Source organism: Microbacterium sp. AC132, assembly GCF_979258525.1.
Genome location: NZ_OZ409862.1, coordinates 181045 through 197271 on the forward strand (window position 1 = coordinate 181045; position 16227 = coordinate 197271).

Below are 16227 nucleotides of genomic sequence, written 5' to 3' on the forward strand. Positions count from 1 at the left end.
CACGCATGACCAAGCAGTCCATCTTCGGACGTATCTCGACCCTCGTCCGCGCGAACATCAACTCGCTCCTGGACTCTGCGGAAGACCCGCAGAAGATGATCGACCAGCTCGTTCGCGACTACACGAACAGCATCGCCGACGCGGAGTCGGCCATCGCCGAGACCATCGGCAACCTGCGTCTGCTGGAGCGCGACCACGAGGAAGACGTCCAGGCCGCCACCGAGTGGGGCAACAAGGCTCTCGCCGCCAGCCGCAAGGCCGACGAGATGCGCTCCACCGGCGACGCCGCCGATGCCGACAAGTTCGACAACCTCGCGAAGATCGCTCTGCAGCGCCAGATCAGCGCCGAGCGCGAGGCGACCGGGGCCGAGCCGCAGATCGCCGCTCAGACCGAGATCGTCGACAAGCTGAAGTCCGGCCTCAACGGCATGAAGGACAAGCTCGGCGAGCTGAAGAACAAGCGCAGCGAGCTGCTCGCCCGCGCCAAGGTCGCCGAGGCTCAGACGAAGGTGCAGGATGCGGTCTCCTCGATCAACGTCCTCGACCCCACCAGCGAGCTGGGACGTTTCGAAGACAAGGTCCGCCGTCAGGAGGCCCTCGCCCAGGGCAAGATCGAGCTCGCGGCATCCAGCCTCGACGCTCAGTTCGAGAGCCTCGAAGACCTCGGTGAGCTCACCGAGGTCGAGGCTCGTCTCGCCGAGCTGAAGGCGGGCGGTTCCGCCCCTCGCCAGGCCATCGAAGGCTCCTGACACACCTGCGGGTGCCTCGGATCCTCGCGTCCGAGGCACCCGCTCCTCTTTCTCAGCTGGAGGCACCCATGGTGCGTTTCCTCGTCGTCCCGCAGTGGCAGGGCTCCCCCGCCGCTCGCGCGATGCTGCTCGTCGACGGCGCCTCGGCGATCGCCGGCGACCTTCCGCGTGCCGCGACCACGGTGCTCGATGTGCCGGTCGAAGCCGGTGAATCCCTTGGCACCGGCGTCCGCCGACTCAGCGCTCTCCTTCGCACCCGAGAGCTCGTCGAAACCGGCATGACCGCCGACACCGTGATCATCGGCGGCGACTGCAGCGTGACCGTCGCCGCCCTGGCGGCGCTTCCCGGCGGAACCGACGACCTGGCCGTCGTGTGGTGCGATGCCCACGCCGACCTGCACACGCCGGACACCTCACCCTCCGGAGCGTTCTCCGGCATGGCGCTTCGCGCGGTACTCGGCGACGGAGAGCCTCAACTCGCGCTCTCGCCCGGGATCCCCCGCGATCGGGTGGTCACGGTGGGCATGCGCAATCTCGACGACGACGAGGTCACCGCCCTCGACGGCCTCGCCCAGCTCTCCGTCGACGATCTGGAATCGCCCGACGCTCTCGCCGACGCGGTCGAAGCGACCGGCGCGCGCCGCGTATGGGTGCACATCGACGTCGATGTGCTCGACCCTGCGGAGATCGCCGGCGTCTCCTCCCCCGCACCGTTCGGACTCTCGCCCGCGAGTCTGAGCACCGCGATCCGCGCACTGCGGTCCCGTGTGCCGCTGGCGGGCGCCACCATCGCGGGGTTCGCCCCTCGCTCACCCGCTGACGCGGTCGACGACCTCGGCGCGCTGCTCCGTCTCGTCGGAGCCGTCGCATGACGTCCGACTGGCGGCCGGCCGCCGAGCGCGCTGTGGCTCGCGGTCGGAGACTCGACCGCCGGATCCCCGCGTTCCTCCTGCGTTCGCCGATCAGCCGGATCGGCTACTGGTGGGGCACGTCCGTGGGCTGGATCTGGGGGTCCCTGTGGAGCACGGGTCCCGTCGAACGCCGATCGGGCCTGTGGGTGTTCCAGGGGATGCCGAACTGGACGTTCAACCGCGGCGGAGTGTGCGTCGGCGGCTGCTTCCTGACGGGTGACGCCCGTCCGAGCGACGCCGTGCTGCGCCACGAGGCGGTGCACAAGGCGCAGTGGCTGCGCTACGGCATCCTGCTTCCGGTGCTCTACCTGTTCGCGGGCAGGGATCCGCTGCGTAACCGCTTCGAGATCGAGGCAGGCCTGGAAGACGGCAACTACGTGCGCCGCAGCAGGTCGCGGCCGTAGAGCGCGGAGGCGCTCAGCGGTCGACGGGCAGCAGCCCGAAGCGCTCAGGAGCGTGGATCTGAGCAGGCTCGATCTCGAGGGCGCCCGTCAGGTGCTCGACGATGTCAGCCGTGCCGAGGAAGCCTCCGAGAAGGGTGACGTGGGTGTCGAGTTCGTCGTCGCAGAGCATCTCGTCTGCCCATGCGCAGGTCGCTCGGGCGAGAGCCTCGCCGGGTGCGCACGCTCGCCCGCTTCCCGGTGCGCCCGATCGCTGGGATCGAGCGAGCCACGTGACCGTCATGCGTCCAGGGGCTTCGATCACGCCGATGTCGGACGCGTCGGCGACCTCGATGAAGATCCGACCCGACGCGCACAGCGGCAGAGTGGCGAGGAAGACCTCGAGCTCGGTGAGCGAGTGCTCGTCGGCCGTCACCAGGTGGTGAGCACGGCGACGTGCGGCGCGGCGTTCGGCACGCGTGCTGCGGGTCTCGAGGAAGGTCTCCATGATGCATCCATCATACAGCACATGAAGGGTTGCCTAACCTTGCTCGGGGACTTCTTCCACAAGTGCGTATCGCAGAGCCTCGAGTTCCTGGTCCGTCATCCCGTTCGCGCGCAGGTAGCCGGCGGCCGAACCCCAACGTTCGTCGACCTGCTCGAGCAGCGCCCGCATCACCGGTGCCGGCGACTGCGTCGCCAGAGCGACGGCGTGCACAGCCTGCGGATGCTGCGACCTCAGGTATGCAGCGATGCGCTGCGACCGCTCGGCGGGCAGCAGCGACTCCGTGAGCGCGTAGTCCGCGACGATCGCCTCACGGTCGGCGCCCACTGCGGCGAGTGCGAGCGCGACGGTCACCCCGGTGCGGTCCTTGCCGACCGTGCAGTGAACGAGAGTCGGCTCCCCCTCAGCGATGATGCGGATCGCGGCGACGAGCCGATCTCCGCTCTCCTCGAGCAGGTGCAGATAGAGATCCTCCAGGCTCGTGTCCGTCTCGAAGAACGACCGCACGGATCCGAGGAACAGCGGAAGGTGAGTGGTGTCGGGACCCTCGATCTCGGTCGGCTCTGCGGCGACCTCTTCGCCGTCGCGGAGATCGACGATGTGAGCGACGCGGCGACGGACCTCGTTCACCCCGGCAGTGGTCGCCGCCGAGAGCTGGCCGGATCGCAACAGCACGCCCGAACGGATCCGACCACCGTCTGCGAGCATCCCTCCGACGTCGCGGAAGTTGTTGACCCCGTCGACCTCGAGAACGCTCATGCCTGCGCCTGCGCCTGCGCCTGCGGCGAGCGCGGCGGAACCGGGTACCTTCCGGCGATCACGACTCGGTTGAAGGCGTTGATCGAGATGCAGGCCCAGCTCAGTGCCGCGTACTCCTTCTCGGTGAACACTCCACCGACCCGGTTGTACACGTCGTCGGAGATGCCCTCCTCGGAGATGAAGGTGAAAGCCTCGGCGAGCTCGAGCGCGGCTTCCTCGCGGTCACTGAAGACATTGCTCTCGCGCCACGTCGCGATCTGCATGAGCGTGTCGGTGTCGATGCCCGCCTTGAGCGCGCGATCCACATGCAGACGCGTGCAGTAGCTGCACCCGTTGAGTTGCGACGAGTGGATCATCACGATCTCCTTGAGCCGATCGTCGATCCCGTTGGCTGCGCAGATGTCTCCCACGGTGCGGGCGAAGGCGTCGAGCGCCTGGTAGGCCGCCGGCTCGGTCTTTGAGAGGTGCACTCGCGTCTCGCTCATGGCTCAATGATATTCCGTTGTGCACTCAAGCTGGCGAGCCGCTCACAGGAAGCGAGAATGCAGAGCGCGAAATGACAGCGCCGATTTGATGCCTTTTCGCCAAGGGTGAGCCGGGTTACGGCAAACATAATGCTCCCGCATTTCCCCACCGCCCTCGAAGCAGAGCAGAATATGCAGGTGGCGATCGACACCAGCGAGTTCAGCTATCTTCCCGCACAGGCGCAGACGATGGGGGTCGCCGAACCGTCCGTTCGACGCCTGACGCTGCCCCTGCCGGACGGCCGCCAGGTGAGCGCGCTGCGATTCGGCGACGAGGCGCCTCGAGTGACGCTGCTGCACGGCGCCGGTCTCAACGCGCACACGTGGGACACGACCGTGCTCGCACTCCAGCAGCCGGTGCTGGCGATCGACCTCGCCGGTCACGGCGACTCGTCGTGGCGAGACGACCTCGATTACACCCTCGCACTCTCGCCCTCGACGTCGCCGCGGCGCTCGACGCCTGGACGGACGCCCCGCAGCTGGTCGTGGGCCACTCGCTCGGCGGCCTCACCGGCGCAGCTCTCGCCGCTGCCCGTCCCGACCTCGTGTCGGAGCTGATCGTGGTCGACATCACCCCGGGCATCGACACGTCCGCCGGGCCCGCCGCTCTGCGCGAGTTCTACGCCGGCCCCACGGATTTCGAGACGCGCGACGAGCTCGTCGACCGCGCGATCTCGTTCGGGTTCGGGGGCGCCAGGTCTGACACCGAGCGGGGTGTGTTCCTGAACACCCGCGTGCGCGCCGACGGCCGCGTCGAGTGGAAGCACCACTTCGCGCACCTCGCGGCCCAAACGCTCGCTGCGCACGACCGCGGCGACGTCTCAGCGCCGTCCGCACTTCACACCACCGGCTGGCAGGATCTCTCGCAGACGTCGGCACCGATCACGCTCCTCCGCGCGATCGACGGCTTCGTGACCGCAGCGGATGCGCAGGAGTTCGCCGATCGTCTGCCCCAGGCCCGCGTGGTCGCCGTCCAGGCCACCCACAACGTTCAGGAGACCGCGCCCGGGCAGCTCGCCGCGGTGATCTCGTCCTCGCTCCCGCCGCACGGAATGTGACGTTCCGTTCCACATTCCGCCCTCACCCACCCGACACATCCCTAGGCTCGATCCATCGGCACACAGCAACTGCCGCACCGAGAGGAAACAACCCATGTTCCGACGTACGCGACGACTCGCGCTGATCTCCGCCATCGCGGCGAGCGCCATCGTCCTCACCGCCTGCGCAGGTGCCGCAGAGCCCGAGACCACTGAGCCCGTCGGAGAGCCCGATCCGGACGCGACGCTCCAGGTAGGGCTCGTCCTCGAACCCACCAATCTCGACATCCGTCACACCAGCGGCGCCGCCCTCGAGCAGATCCTCATCGACAACATCTACGAGGGTCTGATCAGCCGGACGCAGGAGAACGAGATCGTGCCCCGCCTCGCCTCGGACTACGAGGTCTCCGACGACGGACTCACCTACACGTTCACCCTCAACGAGGGCATCACGTTCCACAGCGGAACCGCACTCACCTCGGCCGACGTGGTCGCCTCGTACGAGGCCGTGCGCACGGACGCGACGCTGCAGGGCAACGCCGAGTTCGCCTCGGTGGCCTCTATCACCGCCCCGGACCCCGCGACGGTGCAGATCGTGCTCACGGAGCCGAACCAGAACTTCCTGTTCTCGCTCACCGGGCCTGCGGGTCTCGTCTTCCAGACGGGCGACACGACCGACCTCAAGACCGCCGAGAACGGAACCGGCCCCTTCACCCTGACTCGGTGGAACAAGGGCAGCGCCATCACCTTCGCCCGCAACGACGCCTATTGGGGCGAACCGGCGGGAGTCGCCGAGGTCGAGTTCCAGTACATCCCCGACTTCACCGCCGGAGTGAACACCGCTCTCGACGGCGGGGTTCAGGTTCTCACAGCCGTCGACCCGAATCTCGCCCCGCAGCTCGAGGATTCCGGCGACTTCACCCTCACGACCGGCCGCACCACAGACAAGGCCACGCTCGCGTTCAACAACGCCAAGGCGCCTCTCGACGACGTGCGGGTACGCGAGGCACTCCGCCTCGCGATCGATCACGAGGCCTTCGTCGAGGCCGTCGGTGCGGGATCCACCCTGTACGGACCGATCCCCGAGCTGGACCCCGGTTACGAGGACCTCTCCGATGTCGTCTCCTACGATCCGGAGAAGGCGAAGGAGTTGCTTGCAGAAGCCGGCCAGGAGGATCTCGAGCTCACCCTGACGATCCCCAGCTTCTACGGAACGACGGTCCCCAAGGTGCTCATCTCGGACTTCCAGAAGGTCGGCGTCACCCTCGATGTCGACTCCGTCGAGTTCCCGGCCTGGTTGGAGGACGTCTACACCAACCACGACTACGACCTCAGCTTCGTGCTGCACGTCGAGCCGCGCGACTTCGGCAACTTCGCGGACCCCGACTACTACTTCGGCTACGACAACGCCGAGGTGCAGGGCCTGTACACCGAGGCGCTGGCCGAGGTCGATCCCGACAAGTCCGCGGACCTGCTCGCCGAAGCCGCGCGCATCGTGTCCGAGGACCACGCGGCGGACTGGCTGTACAACGGTGCGACCATCACGGCCGTGAGCCCGCTCGTGACCGGCTTCCCCGAGGACTCGATCAACTCCCGCATCAACCTGGCCGGGGTGACCGTGGCCACCGAGAAGTGATGACGCGCACGTCGTGATCCGCTACGCGCTCGTTCGAGGAGCCCTGCTCATCGCAGGGCTCCTCGTCTCGAGTGCGGTGATCTTCCTGACCCTCCGGGTCTTCCCCGGCGATGTCGCGCAGCTGATCGCGGGCACGCAGGCCTCCCCCGACGAGGTGGAGGCCCTTCGCGAATCCCTCGGTCTGAACCGTCCTCTCCCCGCGCAGTACGCGGAGTGGATCGGCGGGATCTTCCGCGGCGATCTTGGCACGTCGCTCCTCTCGGGCGCCTCGGTCGGCGAGGAGCTGCTCGAGAAGGCGCAGGTCACGGTCCCGCTCGGCATCCTCTCCCTGCTCATCGCCGTCCTCATCGCCGTGCCGTTCGGCATCCTGGCCGCGCTTCGTCGTGGCGGTCGCGGAGGCACGGCGCTGAGCGTGGGCGCGCAGGCTCTCGCCGCGGTGCCCGTCGTCTGGGCGGGCATGATGCTCATCGTCGTCTTCTCGGTCTGGCTCGGCTGGCTTCCCCCGCAGGGCTTCCCCCGCACCGGGTGGAGCACGCCCTGGCGAGCGATCGAATCGCTGCTGCTGCCCGCTCTCACGATCGGCATCGTCGAGGGCGCGATGCTCATGAGATTCGTGCGCAGTGCGACCCTGCAGGCTGCGGGACAGGACTTCGTCCGCACCGCCGCCGCCAAGGGACTCACCCGCACGCGCGCACTCATCTCCCACGGCATACCGGCAGTCGGACTCTCGATCATCACTGTCCTCGGACTGCAGGTCGCGGGCATCATCGTCGGCTCGGTCGTCATCGAGCAGCTGTTCACCCTCCCGGGTATCGGGCGGATGCTCGTGGCCGACGTCGGAACGCGCGACCTCGTCAAGGTGCAGAGCGAGCTGCTCGTGCTCACCGGTTTCGTGCTCGTGGTGGGCTTCGTCGTCGATCTGGTCCATCGTGCGATCGATCCTCGGCAGAGGGAGGCCTGATGTCCGGTTGGCTGTCGAGACTGTGGCGGACCGCGACCGGGCGATTCGGTCTGATCGTCGTCGCCATCGTCGCTCTCACGGCGCTCGTCTCGCTGTTCTGGACGCCGTTCGACCCGCAGGAGTCCGATCTGGCGGCTCGCTGGGGTGTCCCCGGCTGGCCCCATCTGCTCGGCACCGACGACACCGGGCGCGACATCCTCAGTCTGCTCATGGCGGGCTCTCGGACGACGGTGTTCGTGAGCATCGGCGCCGGGCTCGTCGCCACGGTCGTCGGCATCGCCCTGGCCGCGCTCGGCGCGCTCACGGCACGGTGGCTGCGTGAGACGGTGGCCGTGCTCGTCGACATCCTGATCGCCTTCCCCGTGCTGCTCATCGCGATGATGATCTCGTCGGTCTGGGGCGGCTCGCTCTGGGTGGTGATCTGGTCGGTGGGCATCGGCTTCGGCGTCAACATCGCTCGCGTCACCCGACCAGAGCTGCGCCGCGTGCAGCAGAGCGACTTCGTCCTCGCCGCGCGGGCCTCCGGCCTGACGACCGGTCAGAGCCTCGCACGCCACCTGCTGCCCAACGTCGCGCCGGTGTTCATCGTGCAGCTGTCGTGGTCGATGGCGGTCGCCGTGCTCGCCGAAGCGGGACTGTCGTACCTGGGCTTCGGCGCGTCGGTGGTGGAGCCGAGCTGGGGGCTGCTGCTCGCCGATCTCCAGCGCTACATCGGCGTGCATCCCCTCTCGGTCATCTGGCCGGGCCTCGCGATCACGATCACGGTGCTCGCTCTCAACCTCCTGGGCGACGGCCTGCGCGAGGCCACCGATCCCACGCTGCGCCATCGCGCCGCCGAGATCCACACGCCGGCGGTGATCGCATGAGTCTCGAAGTGACCGACCTCGTCGTCCGCATCGACGGACGGCCGGTGGTCGACGGCGTCTCGTTCGAGGTGCCGGACGGATCGCGCCTGGGCCTGATCGGCGAATCCGGATCCGGCAAGTCCTTGACCGCCCTGGCCGTTCTCGGGCTCCTTCCCGACGGCGCGACCGCGAGCGGCAGCATCCGCTGGAACGGCACTGAGCTGATCGGAATGCCGGATCGCGAGCTCGCACGCCTGCGCGGTGACGAGATCGGGATCGTCTTCCAGGAGCCGCGCACCGCTCTGAACCCGATCCGCACGGTCGGCAGGCAGATCGCCGAGTCGATCCGCATCCACGAGGGCATCGGTCGACGAGAGGCCCGAGAGCGAGCGATCCAGGAGGCGGCTCGCGTGCGCCTGCCCGACCCGACGTCGATCGTCGATCGGTATCCGCACCAGCTGTCCGGCGGTCAGAGGCAGCGGGTGGCGATCGCGATGGCGCTCGCGTGCCGACCGCGTCTGCTCATCGCCGATGAGCCGACGACCGCTCTCGACGTCACGATCCAAGCCGAGATCCTCGCTCTACTGTTGAACCTCGTCGAGGAGCAGGGCATGTCACTCGTGTTCATCACCCACGATCTCGCCGTCCTCGCTCAGGTCGCGACCCAGGGCGTGGTTCTCGAAGACGGCCACGTGGTCGAGGCGGCTCCCGTGAGCACGCTCCTCACCGCCCCGACGTCGCCGATCACCCAGGGGCTGCTCCGCGACGCGACCGCGACCCTGTGGCGGCCCGAGGGAGGCACGCGATGAGCCTGATCGAGGCGCGGTCTCTGCGGCGTGACTTCGTGATCCCCAAGCGCTCCGCCTTCGAGCCGACGCGCAGGCAGACAGCCTTGGCACCGACCGACCTCGACATCGTCGAGGGGTCGTCCGTCGGGATCATCGGCGAATCCGGGTCGGGGAAATCGACGCTCGTCAGACTGCTGCTCGGACTCGACCGTCCGACGTCCGGCACCGTCACCGTCGACGGAAGAGCCGTGGATGCCGCGGCATCCGCCCGCTCGCTGCACTGGCTGCGCCGTCAGACCGGGCTCGTGTTCCAGGACCCGTACGCATCGCTGGACCCTCGCATGACCGCCGCCCAGATCATCCGCGAGCCCCTCTGGGCGCTCGGCATCGAGGGAGACCACCGCGCACGTGTACGCGACGTGCTCGAGCAGGTCGGCCTCGAACCCGAGATGGGCGACCGCTACCCGCATGAGTTCTCGGGAGGGCAGCGGCAGCGGATCGCGTTGGCCCGCGCCATCGTGCATCGACCCCGCATCCTCGTCGGAGACGAGCCCCTGTCGGCGCTCGACGTGACCGTGCGAGCTCAGATCCTCGAGCTCCTGATCGAGCTGCGACGCAGCGCCGACCTGACGCTCGTGGTGGTGTCGCACGACATCGGCGTGGTGCAGAACCTGTGCGACACGGTGGTCGTGATGAAGGACGGCGCCGTCGTCGAGCGAGGACCCACCGCAGACGTGCTGCTGCGCCCGACGCAGGACTACACGAAGGCGCTCCTCGCCGCGATCCCCGTGATCCCCGCTCCCCCGTCGTGAGCAGAGTCGTCAGCGCGCCGAGCTCGTGCTGAAGAACTTCCGTCGACGGCTGGGACGCAGCGCGCGGCGCATGTAGACCGTCCCGAGGTCGCGGCCGAACTTGTGCCCGACTCGGCCCATCCGTCCGGCCTCGACGAAGCCGAGCTTCGCGTGGAGCCGGATCGAGGCGTCGGCCTTCGTGTCGCTGATCACGGCCACCATCTCGCGGATGCCGAGCTGTTCGCAGGCGTCGATCAGCGCCTGCAGCAGCGCAGCTCCGAGCCCCTTGCCGCCGGCTCCCGGACCGAGGTAGATCGAGTCCTCGACCGTGTACCGGTACGCGTTCTTGCCCGCCCACGGCTGCGCCAGCGCGTACCCGATCACGACCCCCGCCGGCGAGACCGCCACCAGGAAGGGCAGGCCGAGCTTGCTCAGCAGCGCGAACTTCTCACGCCAGTAGGGGATGCTGCTGCGCCGCTCATCGAGAGTGACCACCGAATTGCTGACGAAATGGTTGTAGATCTCGCGCACGTACGGGAGGTCGCCCGAACGTGCGGGGCGGATCGAGTACGAGAACACGTCGGGTTCGGGCTGCGGGCGCAGATGGCGCGGCAGCACACGGCGGCGATCACCGGGCTCGAACTGCATGCGATCAGCTTAGAGGGGGCGCTTCGCCGACGCGCCAGTCGATCGGACTCGCACCGAGCCCGTCGAGCAGCTCGTTCGCTCGCGAGAACGGCCGAGAGCCGAAGAATCCGCGCCGTGCGGAGAGCGGAGACGGGTGCGCCGAGGCGATCACGGGGGTCTCGCCGAGGAGGGGCTGCAGATTCGCCGCGTCCTTGCCCCACAGGATCGCGACGAGCGGCTGGTCCCGCGCGACGAGTGCGCGGATCGCGAGCTCGGTCACCTGCTCCCATCCCCAGCGGCGATGGGAGCCGGCCTCGCCGGGCCGCACGGTCAGCACCCTGTTGAGCAGCAGGACCCCCTGGTCGCTCCACGCGGACAGATCTCCGTGCGGGGCGGGCGGGATGCCGAGATCGCTCTCGAGTTCCCGGTAGATGTTCCCCAGGCTGCGCGGCAGCGGCCGCACGTCATGGTCGACGGCGAACGACAGCCCGATCGGGTGCCCGGGAGTCGGATACGGGTCCTGACCGGTGATGAGCACCTTGACGTCGGACATCGGGCGTTCGAAGGCGCGCAGCACGTGATCGCCCGCGGGAAGATAACCGCGTCCTGCGGCCTGCTCCTCCCGCAGCCGCTCCCCGAGGGCGGTGATCGTCTGCTGAACCGGAGCGAGTGCGTCCGCCCATTCGGGGTCCATGAGACCGTCGCCGGCGAGCTCGGCGAGAGTGCGCGCGGTCATCCTCAGTCGATCGGCCGCACGCGCAGCGGTCCGCGGGCGAGAAGATGGTTGGCCGACTGCGCGACGGGTCGCATCGTGACGAGGTCGAGATTCACGTGAGCGGGCGCGTCGAGGGCATAGGCGATCACGTCGGCGACGTCCTCGGCGCGCAGCGGCGCCTCGACGCCCGAATACACGGCCTCTGCCGCGACCGCGTCTCCGCCCAGACGGTTGAGCGTGAACTCCTCGGTGTGCACCATTCCGGGAGCGATCTCGGACACGCGGATCGGCTCGCCGTTCAACTCGAGACGGAGGGCGTGCACGAGCATGGCCTGCGCGGCCTTGGCGGCGTTGTAGCCTCCGCCGCCCGGGTAGGCCACCTGGGCGGCCGTCGAGGTCACGAACACGGTGTCCGCGTGACCGTCTGCGGCGGCTGCCCGACGAAGCAGAGGCAGGAGCCCCGCCACCAGACGCTGGCTCGAGAGCACGTTCGCGTCGTACATCCACTGCCAGTCGTCGATCGACGCGTTCTCGATGCGATCCGTGCCTCGCGCTCCGCCCGCGACCTGCACGAGAGCATGCACGGGTCCCGAATCCTCGAGCTCCGAGACCAGCGCTGCGACGGCTTCCGGGTTCGTCAGGTCGCACGCGATCGTCGACGCCCCGGTCTCCGCCGAGAGCGCCTCCAGTCGGGACGCCCGTCGCGCGACTCCCACGACCCCCCAGCCGCGGGCGCGCAGCGCGCGCACCGTCGCCTGTCCGATACCCGAACTCGCACCCGTCACCACTGCACGCCTGTTCACCATTCCTCCACCGTACGATGTTCCGGCCGCGAAAGCCGCTGCGCATCGTCGGGTCGTCTCGACGCGCCGCGTCGGGAGTCGACGCGCGCCGACCGGACCTCGGAGACGAGGACGAGTGCGACCCCGGCTCCGCAGAGGGCGAATCCGGCGATCGTGAGGATCGTCAGAGGCTCCCCCAGCAGGATGGTTCCGGCCAGTGACGTCGTCGGCGCGATCAGGAAGAGCAGCGCCTGCAGGGCGGTGATGCCGATGCGCTTCAGCAGCCACCAGTACAGACCGTATGCGGCGAGCGTCGGAGCGGCCGCGGTCAGCACCACGGCGAGCCAGAACGATCCGGAGGCGGGCGGAACCAGCGTCCCCGTCACCGCCGCGATCACCACGAGCAGCGCCGCCGTCACCGTCACATGGACGGTCAGCGTCACGAGCACGCCGGTCTGCACCCCGGTCTTCCGCTGCAGCAGGGTGCCGACGATGAGGCACACCATGGCGACGGCCGGCAGCGCATAGGCCGCAGGTGGAGCCTCGGTGGCGCCGAGCTGCGACTGGACGACGAGCAGCACTCCGATCGCGCCCACTCCGAGCCCGACCCATTGAGCTCCGCGCACACGCAGACCGAGGATGGGCCCGACGAGCACAGCCACCACCAGGGGCTGCACCGCGTCGATGAGAGCCACGGTGCCGGTGGCGATGCCTGCGGCGACGGCACCGTAGACCGCGATGCAGTAGCCGAACTGCGCGAAGATCCCTATCGAAGCCTGGATCCGGAGCTCACGTCGGTGCATCCCCGTCGCCGCTCCTGAGACGACGACGAGCACGAGCAGCGCGACGGCCAGGGGTGCGAACCGCCACACGAGGAGCGTCAGGGGCGAGACCTCGACGGTGGCGAACGCCGGGATGATGAACCCCGAGCTCCAGGTCACGACGAATGCGGTCGCGGCGGTCGCCGTCGTCACGACCGGAAGTACACCGATCTGTTTACTCATGATGTCGACTATACAGACTGGTATAGTCGTCCGCATGACCTCGTCCGTTCCCGAACTCGTCCCGCTCACGCCCGGAGGGCGGCGCGTTCTCGACGCCGCATCCCGACTGTTCTACGAGCGAGGCATCCACGCGGTCGGGGTCGACACGATCGCCGAGGCGGCCGGAGTCACGAAGAAGACGCTCTACGACCGCTTCGGGTCGAAGGAGGCGCTGGTCGTCTCCTACCTCCAGCACCGGGATGCGCGGTGGCGCGACCACGTCGCCGGCCAGCTCGCCCGGGTGCCCGATCCCGGCGCCGACCGTGTGCTCGCGGTCTTCGACGCCGCGATCTCCTGGTCCGACGAGAACAGCCCGAAGGGATGCAGCGCGATCAACGCCCGAGCCGAGATCGGCGAGGGCAACGACGACCACCCGGTGTTCCCCGAGGTGTCTCGCCAGAAGGCCTGGCTCCTCGATCTGTTCGAGGAGCTCTGCAGCGAAGCGGGGATCACCGATCCGCAGGCGATGGCACAGGCGATGATGCTGCTGTACGAGGGCGCGATCGTCACGGTCGGGATGACGACGTTCGCCGAGCCGTTCGCGATCGCTCGCACGTGGGCGGCGAGGCTGCTCGGCCGGCCCTGAACCCGCACGCGCACCGGCGCCGGGATCCGGCCGGTGTTCATTACGTCACATTTCCCACCCACTGTTGACAACTTCCGATATTCCGTACTGTCGCATCAACGACATCAGTCGAATCGACCTTCCAACAGTTCCAGGGGGAACACATGTCCGCACCCGAGACCTGGCGTTTCGAGACCAAGCAGATCCACTCCGGCGCTGCTCCCGACCCCGTGACCAAGGCCCGCGCCACTCCGATCTACCAGACCACGTCCTACGTGTTCGACAGCGCGGATCACGCCGCGAACCTGTTCGCCCTGGCGGAGTTCGGCAACATCTACACCCGCATCCAGAACCCGACGCAGGACGTCCTGGAGCAGCGCCTCGCGGCGCTCGAGGGGGGCACCGGAGCCCTCGTCCTCGCCAGCGGTCAGGCGGCGTCGACGTTCGCTGTGCTCAACATCGCGCAGGCCGGTGACCACATCGTCTCGTCCAGCTCGATCTACGGCGGCACGTACAACCTGTTCAAGTACACGCTCGCCAAGCTCGGCATCGAGGTCACGTTCGTCGAGAACCAGGACGACCCCGAGGAGTGGCGCCGCGCGCTGCGACCGAACACCAAGCTCTTCTTCGCGGAGACCATCGGCAACCCGCAGATCAACATCCTCGACATCCGCACCGTCGCCGACGTGGCGCACGAGGGCGGCGTCCCGCTGATCGTCGACAACACGATCGCGACTCCGTACCTGATCCGCCCGTTCGAGCACGGCGCCGACATCGTCGTGCACTCGGTCACCAAGTTCCTCGGCGGCCACGGCACCACCATCGGCGGCGCGATCATCGACGGCGGCACCTTCGAGTGGTCGAAGAACGTCGAGCGCTTCCCCGGCCTCACCGAGCCCGACCCGTCGTACCACGGCGCGAGCTACACCGCCGCGGTCGGTGACCCGCTCGCCTACATCATCAAGGCCCGGGTGCAGCTGCTCCGCGACCTCGGCTCGGCCATCGCGCCGCAGAGCGCCTGGAACCTCATCCAGGGCATCGAGACGCTGTCGCTGCGCATCGAGCGTCACGTGCAGAACGCCCAGGAGATCGCCGAGTGGCTCGACAGCCGGGACGACGTGGCATCCGTCAACTACTCTGGCCTGCCCTCGTCGCCCTGGTACGCCAAGGCGAACCAGTACGCGCCCAAGGGCGTCGGCGCGGTGCTGTCGTTCGAGCTCAAGGGCGGCGTCGAAGCCGGTCGCGAGTTCGTCAACAGCCTGTCGCTGTTCAGCCACCTCGCGAACATCGGCGACGTGCGCTCTCTCGTCATCCACCCGGCGTCGACCACCCACGCGCAGCTCACGCCCGAGCAGCAGCTCACGGCCGGCGTCACCCCCGGCCTCGTGCGACTGTCGGTGGGCATCGAGAACATCGACGACCTCAAGGCAGACCTCGACGAGGCACTCGCCGCGGCTCGCCGCGTGTCGGAGGCCGCTCGCGCCTGACCGCCATCACGCAGAGCAAGTGCCCCGGGCTTCGGCTCGGGGCACTTCTCGTCCCCGGCTCGTTCGGCCCGTGCACAGGCGGCGCGGACGACAATGAGAACCCACCCGAGGAGCTCACGATCGCCGCCACGACGCATCCGCCGACCCGCCGACGCACGCACGTACCCGCGGGGCGAGCCATCGCCGTCGTCGCACTGGTCGTGCTGGTCATGATCGTGTGCGTCTGGGTCCCGGGCGTGGTGGGAACCGCGGCCGCTGCGCTTCTCCCCTGGTGCGGTCTCGCGCTCGGAGTGCTGGCGGTGGTCGCCCTCCTCCTCGCCCGACGTGTCCTCCTGGTGCTGCTCGTGCCTATCGTCGCGTGGATGCTGGCGATCGCTCCGTCTGCTCCGGGCTTCGCATCGGGCAGCGCCGACGAATCGCCCGGCGTGCGGATCGTCAGCCAGAACGTGCGCGCCCACTCCGGTGGCGCGGCGGAATCCGCGACAGACCTCGCTGGCTCCGGCGCCGAGGTCATCGCCCTCACCGAGCTCGACGCCGACAGCCTCGCGGCGGCACGCGACACGCTCGCCGCCGACTACCCGCACTCGTATGCCGTCGGCACGGTCGCCGTGTGGAGCCGCCTGCCGATCGCGGATGCGCAGGCGCTGTCGCTCGGACTCGACTGGAAGCGCGCACTGCGTGTGGTCGTGAATGCGCCGGACGGCGACGTGGCCGTCTACGTCATGCACGCGGCGTCCGTCCGCCCAGGCGTGCAGAGCGAGCGGGACGCGATGCTGTCCGGCATCGCCGATGCCGTCGCCGCCGATTCATCGGGGTCGGTCGTCGTCGTCGGCGACTTCAACGCCGCCTCTGCAGATCCTGCCCTGGGCGCCATCCGATCTCAGCTCGACTGGGTCAGGCCGACCGACGGCGCCCTCGGGTTCACGTGGCCCGCCGCACTCCCGCTCGCCAGGATCGATCATGTCTTCACGCGCGGCCTGACCGTGCTCGGTTCGACGACCATGCGGGCAGGCAGCAGCGACCACCTGGCGACGGTCACCACCCTCGCGTTCTGAGCGATCCGACGACGCATCCGTCCGCGGCGCACCGGGCGCGTAACCTGCGGCCGGCGCGTCGCGCGTC

19 protein-coding genes are annotated in these 16227 nt (G+C 68.7%); 12 read left to right on the forward strand and 7 right to left on the reverse strand.

What is annotated here, in order from left to right; all coding sequences use genetic code 11:
* The first annotated feature begins 5 nt into the window (after nt 1-5).
* The 3 genes from ACZZZQ_RS00855 (at nt 6) to ACZZZQ_RS00865 (ending at nt 2064) form a co-directional block, all read left to right on the forward strand.
* Entirely contained in the window at nt 6-749 is a 744-nt protein-coding gene (locus tag ACZZZQ_RS00855; protein WP_053095704.1) for a PspA/IM30 family protein, read from the forward strand.
* A gap of 68 nt (nt 750-817) precedes the next feature.
* Complete coding sequence (locus ACZZZQ_RS00860) at nt 818-1621, forward strand: arginase family protein (protein WP_056278317.1); 804 nt, start codon at nt 818-820, stop codon at nt 1619-1621.
* Nucleotides 1618-2064 carry a hypothetical protein gene (locus ACZZZQ_RS00865; protein WP_053095702.1) on the forward strand — a complete coding sequence of 149 codons (447 nt, stop codon included), beginning with the start codon at nt 1618-1620 and terminating at the stop codon, nt 2062-2064. The genes ACZZZQ_RS00860 and ACZZZQ_RS00865 overlap by 4 nt, the downstream gene beginning before the upstream one ends.
* A gap of 13 nt (nt 2065-2077) precedes the next feature.
* Here the strand turns inward: ACZZZQ_RS00865 and ACZZZQ_RS00870 are convergent, their stop codons facing one another.
* Genes ACZZZQ_RS00870 through ACZZZQ_RS00880 form a run of 3 tightly spaced genes read right to left on the reverse strand, consistent with a single transcriptional unit; the run spans nt 2078 to nt 3789 of the window.
* The gene (locus ACZZZQ_RS00870) at nt 2078-2548 is read right to left on the reverse strand and encodes an SIP domain-containing protein (RefSeq protein ID WP_463506696.1); all 471 of its coding nucleotides are present in this window, start codon (nt 2546-2548) and stop codon (nt 2078-2080) included.
* 33 nt (nt 2549-2581) lie between these two features.
* Complete coding sequence (locus ACZZZQ_RS00875; protein ID WP_053095700.1) at nt 2582-3304, reverse strand: tyrosine-protein phosphatase; 723 nt, start codon at nt 3302-3304, stop codon at nt 2582-2584.
* Entirely contained in the window at nt 3301-3789 is a 489-nt protein-coding gene (locus ACZZZQ_RS00880; RefSeq protein WP_394194263.1) for a carboxymuconolactone decarboxylase family protein, read from the reverse strand. Before ACZZZQ_RS00880 ends, ACZZZQ_RS00875 begins: the two co-directional genes overlap by 4 nt.
* A 434-nt stretch (nt 3790-4223) precedes the next feature.
* Between ACZZZQ_RS00880 and ACZZZQ_RS00885 the strand changes: the two genes are divergently transcribed.
* The 6 genes from ACZZZQ_RS00885 to ACZZZQ_RS00910 all read left to right on the forward strand — a co-directional run bounded on the left by ACZZZQ_RS00885 (nt 4224) and on the right by ACZZZQ_RS00910 (nt 9907).
* The gene (locus ACZZZQ_RS00885) at nt 4224-4886 is read left to right on the forward strand and encodes an alpha/beta fold hydrolase (protein ID WP_463506697.1); all 663 of its coding nucleotides are present in this window, start codon (nt 4224-4226) and stop codon (nt 4884-4886) included.
* Between the two features lie 94 nt (nt 4887-4980).
* Entirely contained in the window at nt 4981-6501 is a 1521-nt protein-coding gene (locus ACZZZQ_RS00890; protein ID WP_463506698.1) for an ABC transporter substrate-binding protein, read from the forward strand.
* A gap of 13 nt (nt 6502-6514) precedes the next feature.
* Complete coding sequence (locus ACZZZQ_RS00895) at nt 6515-7462, forward strand: ABC transporter permease (protein WP_463506699.1); 948 nt, start codon at nt 6515-6517, stop codon at nt 7460-7462.
* On the forward strand, nt 7462-8328 hold the full coding sequence (locus ACZZZQ_RS00900) for an ABC transporter permease (protein ID WP_053095695.1): 867 nt from the start codon (nt 7462-7464) through the stop codon (nt 8326-8328). The genes ACZZZQ_RS00895 and ACZZZQ_RS00900 overlap by 1 nt, the downstream gene beginning before the upstream one ends.
* Nucleotides 8325-9116 (forward strand): ATP-binding cassette domain-containing protein, encoded by a 792-nt coding sequence (locus ACZZZQ_RS00905; protein WP_056278304.1) that lies wholly within the window; start codon nt 8325-8327, stop codon nt 9114-9116. The genes ACZZZQ_RS00900 and ACZZZQ_RS00905 overlap by 4 nt, the downstream gene beginning before the upstream one ends.
* Nucleotides 9113-9907, forward strand: a complete 795-nt coding sequence (locus ACZZZQ_RS00910) for an ABC transporter ATP-binding protein (protein ID WP_463506700.1) — start codon at nt 9113-9115, stop codon at nt 9905-9907. Before ACZZZQ_RS00905 ends, ACZZZQ_RS00910 begins: the two co-directional genes overlap by 4 nt.
* 9 nt (nt 9908-9916) lie before the next feature.
* Here ACZZZQ_RS00910 and ACZZZQ_RS00915 read toward each other — a convergent pair whose 3' ends face one another.
* The 4 genes from ACZZZQ_RS00915 to ACZZZQ_RS00930 are packed head-to-tail and all read right to left on the reverse strand — an operon-like array spanning nt 9917 to nt 13014.
* The gene (locus tag ACZZZQ_RS00915) at nt 9917-10534 is read right to left on the reverse strand and encodes a GNAT family N-acetyltransferase (protein WP_053095693.1); all 618 of its coding nucleotides are present in this window, start codon (nt 10532-10534) and stop codon (nt 9917-9919) included.
* Between the two features lie 4 nt (nt 10535-10538).
* Nucleotides 10539-11249, reverse strand: coding sequence for a uracil-DNA glycosylase (locus ACZZZQ_RS00920; RefSeq protein ID WP_053095692.1), 711 nt, complete (start codon nt 11247-11249; stop codon nt 10539-10541).
* A 2-nt stretch (nt 11250-11251) separates the two neighbouring features.
* On the reverse strand, nt 11252-12034 hold the full coding sequence (locus tag ACZZZQ_RS00925; RefSeq protein WP_171821902.1) for an SDR family oxidoreductase: 783 nt from the start codon (nt 12032-12034) through the stop codon (nt 11252-11254).
* Complete coding sequence (locus ACZZZQ_RS00930) at nt 12028-13014, reverse strand: DMT family transporter (RefSeq protein WP_320487975.1); 987 nt, start codon at nt 13012-13014, stop codon at nt 12028-12030. Before ACZZZQ_RS00930 ends, ACZZZQ_RS00925 begins: the two co-directional genes overlap by 7 nt.
* Nucleotides 13015-13048: 34 nt before the next feature.
* On the opposite strand from ACZZZQ_RS00930, the gene ACZZZQ_RS00935 reads away from it, so the two are divergent.
* From ACZZZQ_RS00935 to ACZZZQ_RS00945, 3 genes are all read left to right on the forward strand, one after another.
* On the forward strand, nt 13049-13639 hold the full coding sequence (locus ACZZZQ_RS00935; RefSeq protein ID WP_053095691.1) for a TetR/AcrR family transcriptional regulator: 591 nt from the start codon (nt 13049-13051) through the stop codon (nt 13637-13639).
* Between the two features lie 143 nt (nt 13640-13782).
* Nucleotides 13783-15105, forward strand: coding sequence for a bifunctional o-acetylhomoserine/o-acetylserine sulfhydrylase (locus ACZZZQ_RS00940; RefSeq protein ID WP_056278296.1), 1323 nt, complete (start codon nt 13783-13785; stop codon nt 15103-15105).
* Nucleotides 15106-15314: 209 nt separating this feature from the next.
* Nucleotides 15315-16160, forward strand: a complete 846-nt coding sequence (locus ACZZZQ_RS00945) for an endonuclease/exonuclease/phosphatase family protein (protein ID WP_463508076.1) — start codon at nt 15315-15317, stop codon at nt 16158-16160.
* Nucleotides 16161-16227 lie beyond the last annotated feature (67 nt).

Coding starts and splice junctions, on each gene's coding strand:
- ACZZZQ_RS00945 (WP_463508076.1), top strand. CDS start 15,315: ATGATCGTGTGCGTCTGGGTCCCGGGCGTGGTGGGAACCGCGGCCGCT.
- ACZZZQ_RS00910 (WP_463506700.1), top strand. CDS start 9,113: ATGAGCCTGATCGAGGCGCGGTCTCTGCGGCGTGACTTCGTGATCCCC.
- ACZZZQ_RS00930 (WP_320487975.1), bottom strand. CDS start 13,014: ATGAGTAAACAGATCGGTGTACTTCCGGTCGTGACGACGGCGACCGCC.
- ACZZZQ_RS00915 (WP_053095693.1), bottom strand. CDS start 10,534: ATGCAGTTCGAGCCCGGTGATCGCCGCCGTGTGCTGCCGCGCCATCTG.
- ACZZZQ_RS00865 (WP_053095702.1), top strand. CDS start 1,618: ATGACGTCCGACTGGCGGCCGGCCGCCGAGCGCGCTGTGGCTCGCGGT.
- ACZZZQ_RS00855 (WP_053095704.1), top strand. CDS start 6: ATGACCAAGCAGTCCATCTTCGGACGTATCTCGACCCTCGTCCGCGCG.
- ACZZZQ_RS00925 (WP_171821902.1), bottom strand. CDS start 12,034: ATGGTGAACAGGCGTGCAGTGGTGACGGGTGCGAGTTCGGGTATCGGA.
- ACZZZQ_RS00905 (WP_056278304.1), top strand. CDS start 8,325: ATGAGTCTCGAAGTGACCGACCTCGTCGTCCGCATCGACGGACGGCCG.
- ACZZZQ_RS00875 (WP_053095700.1), bottom strand. CDS start 3,304: ATGAGCGTTCTCGAGGTCGACGGGGTCAACAACTTCCGCGACGTCGGA.
- ACZZZQ_RS00935 (WP_053095691.1), top strand. CDS start 13,049: ATGACCTCGTCCGTTCCCGAACTCGTCCCGCTCACGCCCGGAGGGCGG.
- ACZZZQ_RS00890 (WP_463506698.1), top strand. CDS start 4,981: ATGTTCCGACGTACGCGACGACTCGCGCTGATCTCCGCCATCGCGGCG.
- ACZZZQ_RS00900 (WP_053095695.1), top strand. CDS start 7,462: ATGTCCGGTTGGCTGTCGAGACTGTGGCGGACCGCGACCGGGCGATTC.
- ACZZZQ_RS00880 (WP_394194263.1), bottom strand. CDS start 3,789: ATGAGCGAGACGCGAGTGCACCTCTCAAAGACCGAGCCGGCGGCCTAC.
- ACZZZQ_RS00940 (WP_056278296.1), top strand. CDS start 13,783: ATGTCCGCACCCGAGACCTGGCGTTTCGAGACCAAGCAGATCCACTCC.
- ACZZZQ_RS00860 (WP_056278317.1), top strand. CDS start 818: ATGGTGCGTTTCCTCGTCGTCCCGCAGTGGCAGGGCTCCCCCGCCGCT.
- ACZZZQ_RS00920 (WP_053095692.1), bottom strand. CDS start 11,249: ATGACCGCGCGCACTCTCGCCGAGCTCGCCGGCGACGGTCTCATGGAC.
- ACZZZQ_RS00870 (WP_463506696.1), bottom strand. CDS start 2,548: ATGGAGACCTTCCTCGAGACCCGCAGCACGCGTGCCGAACGCCGCGCC.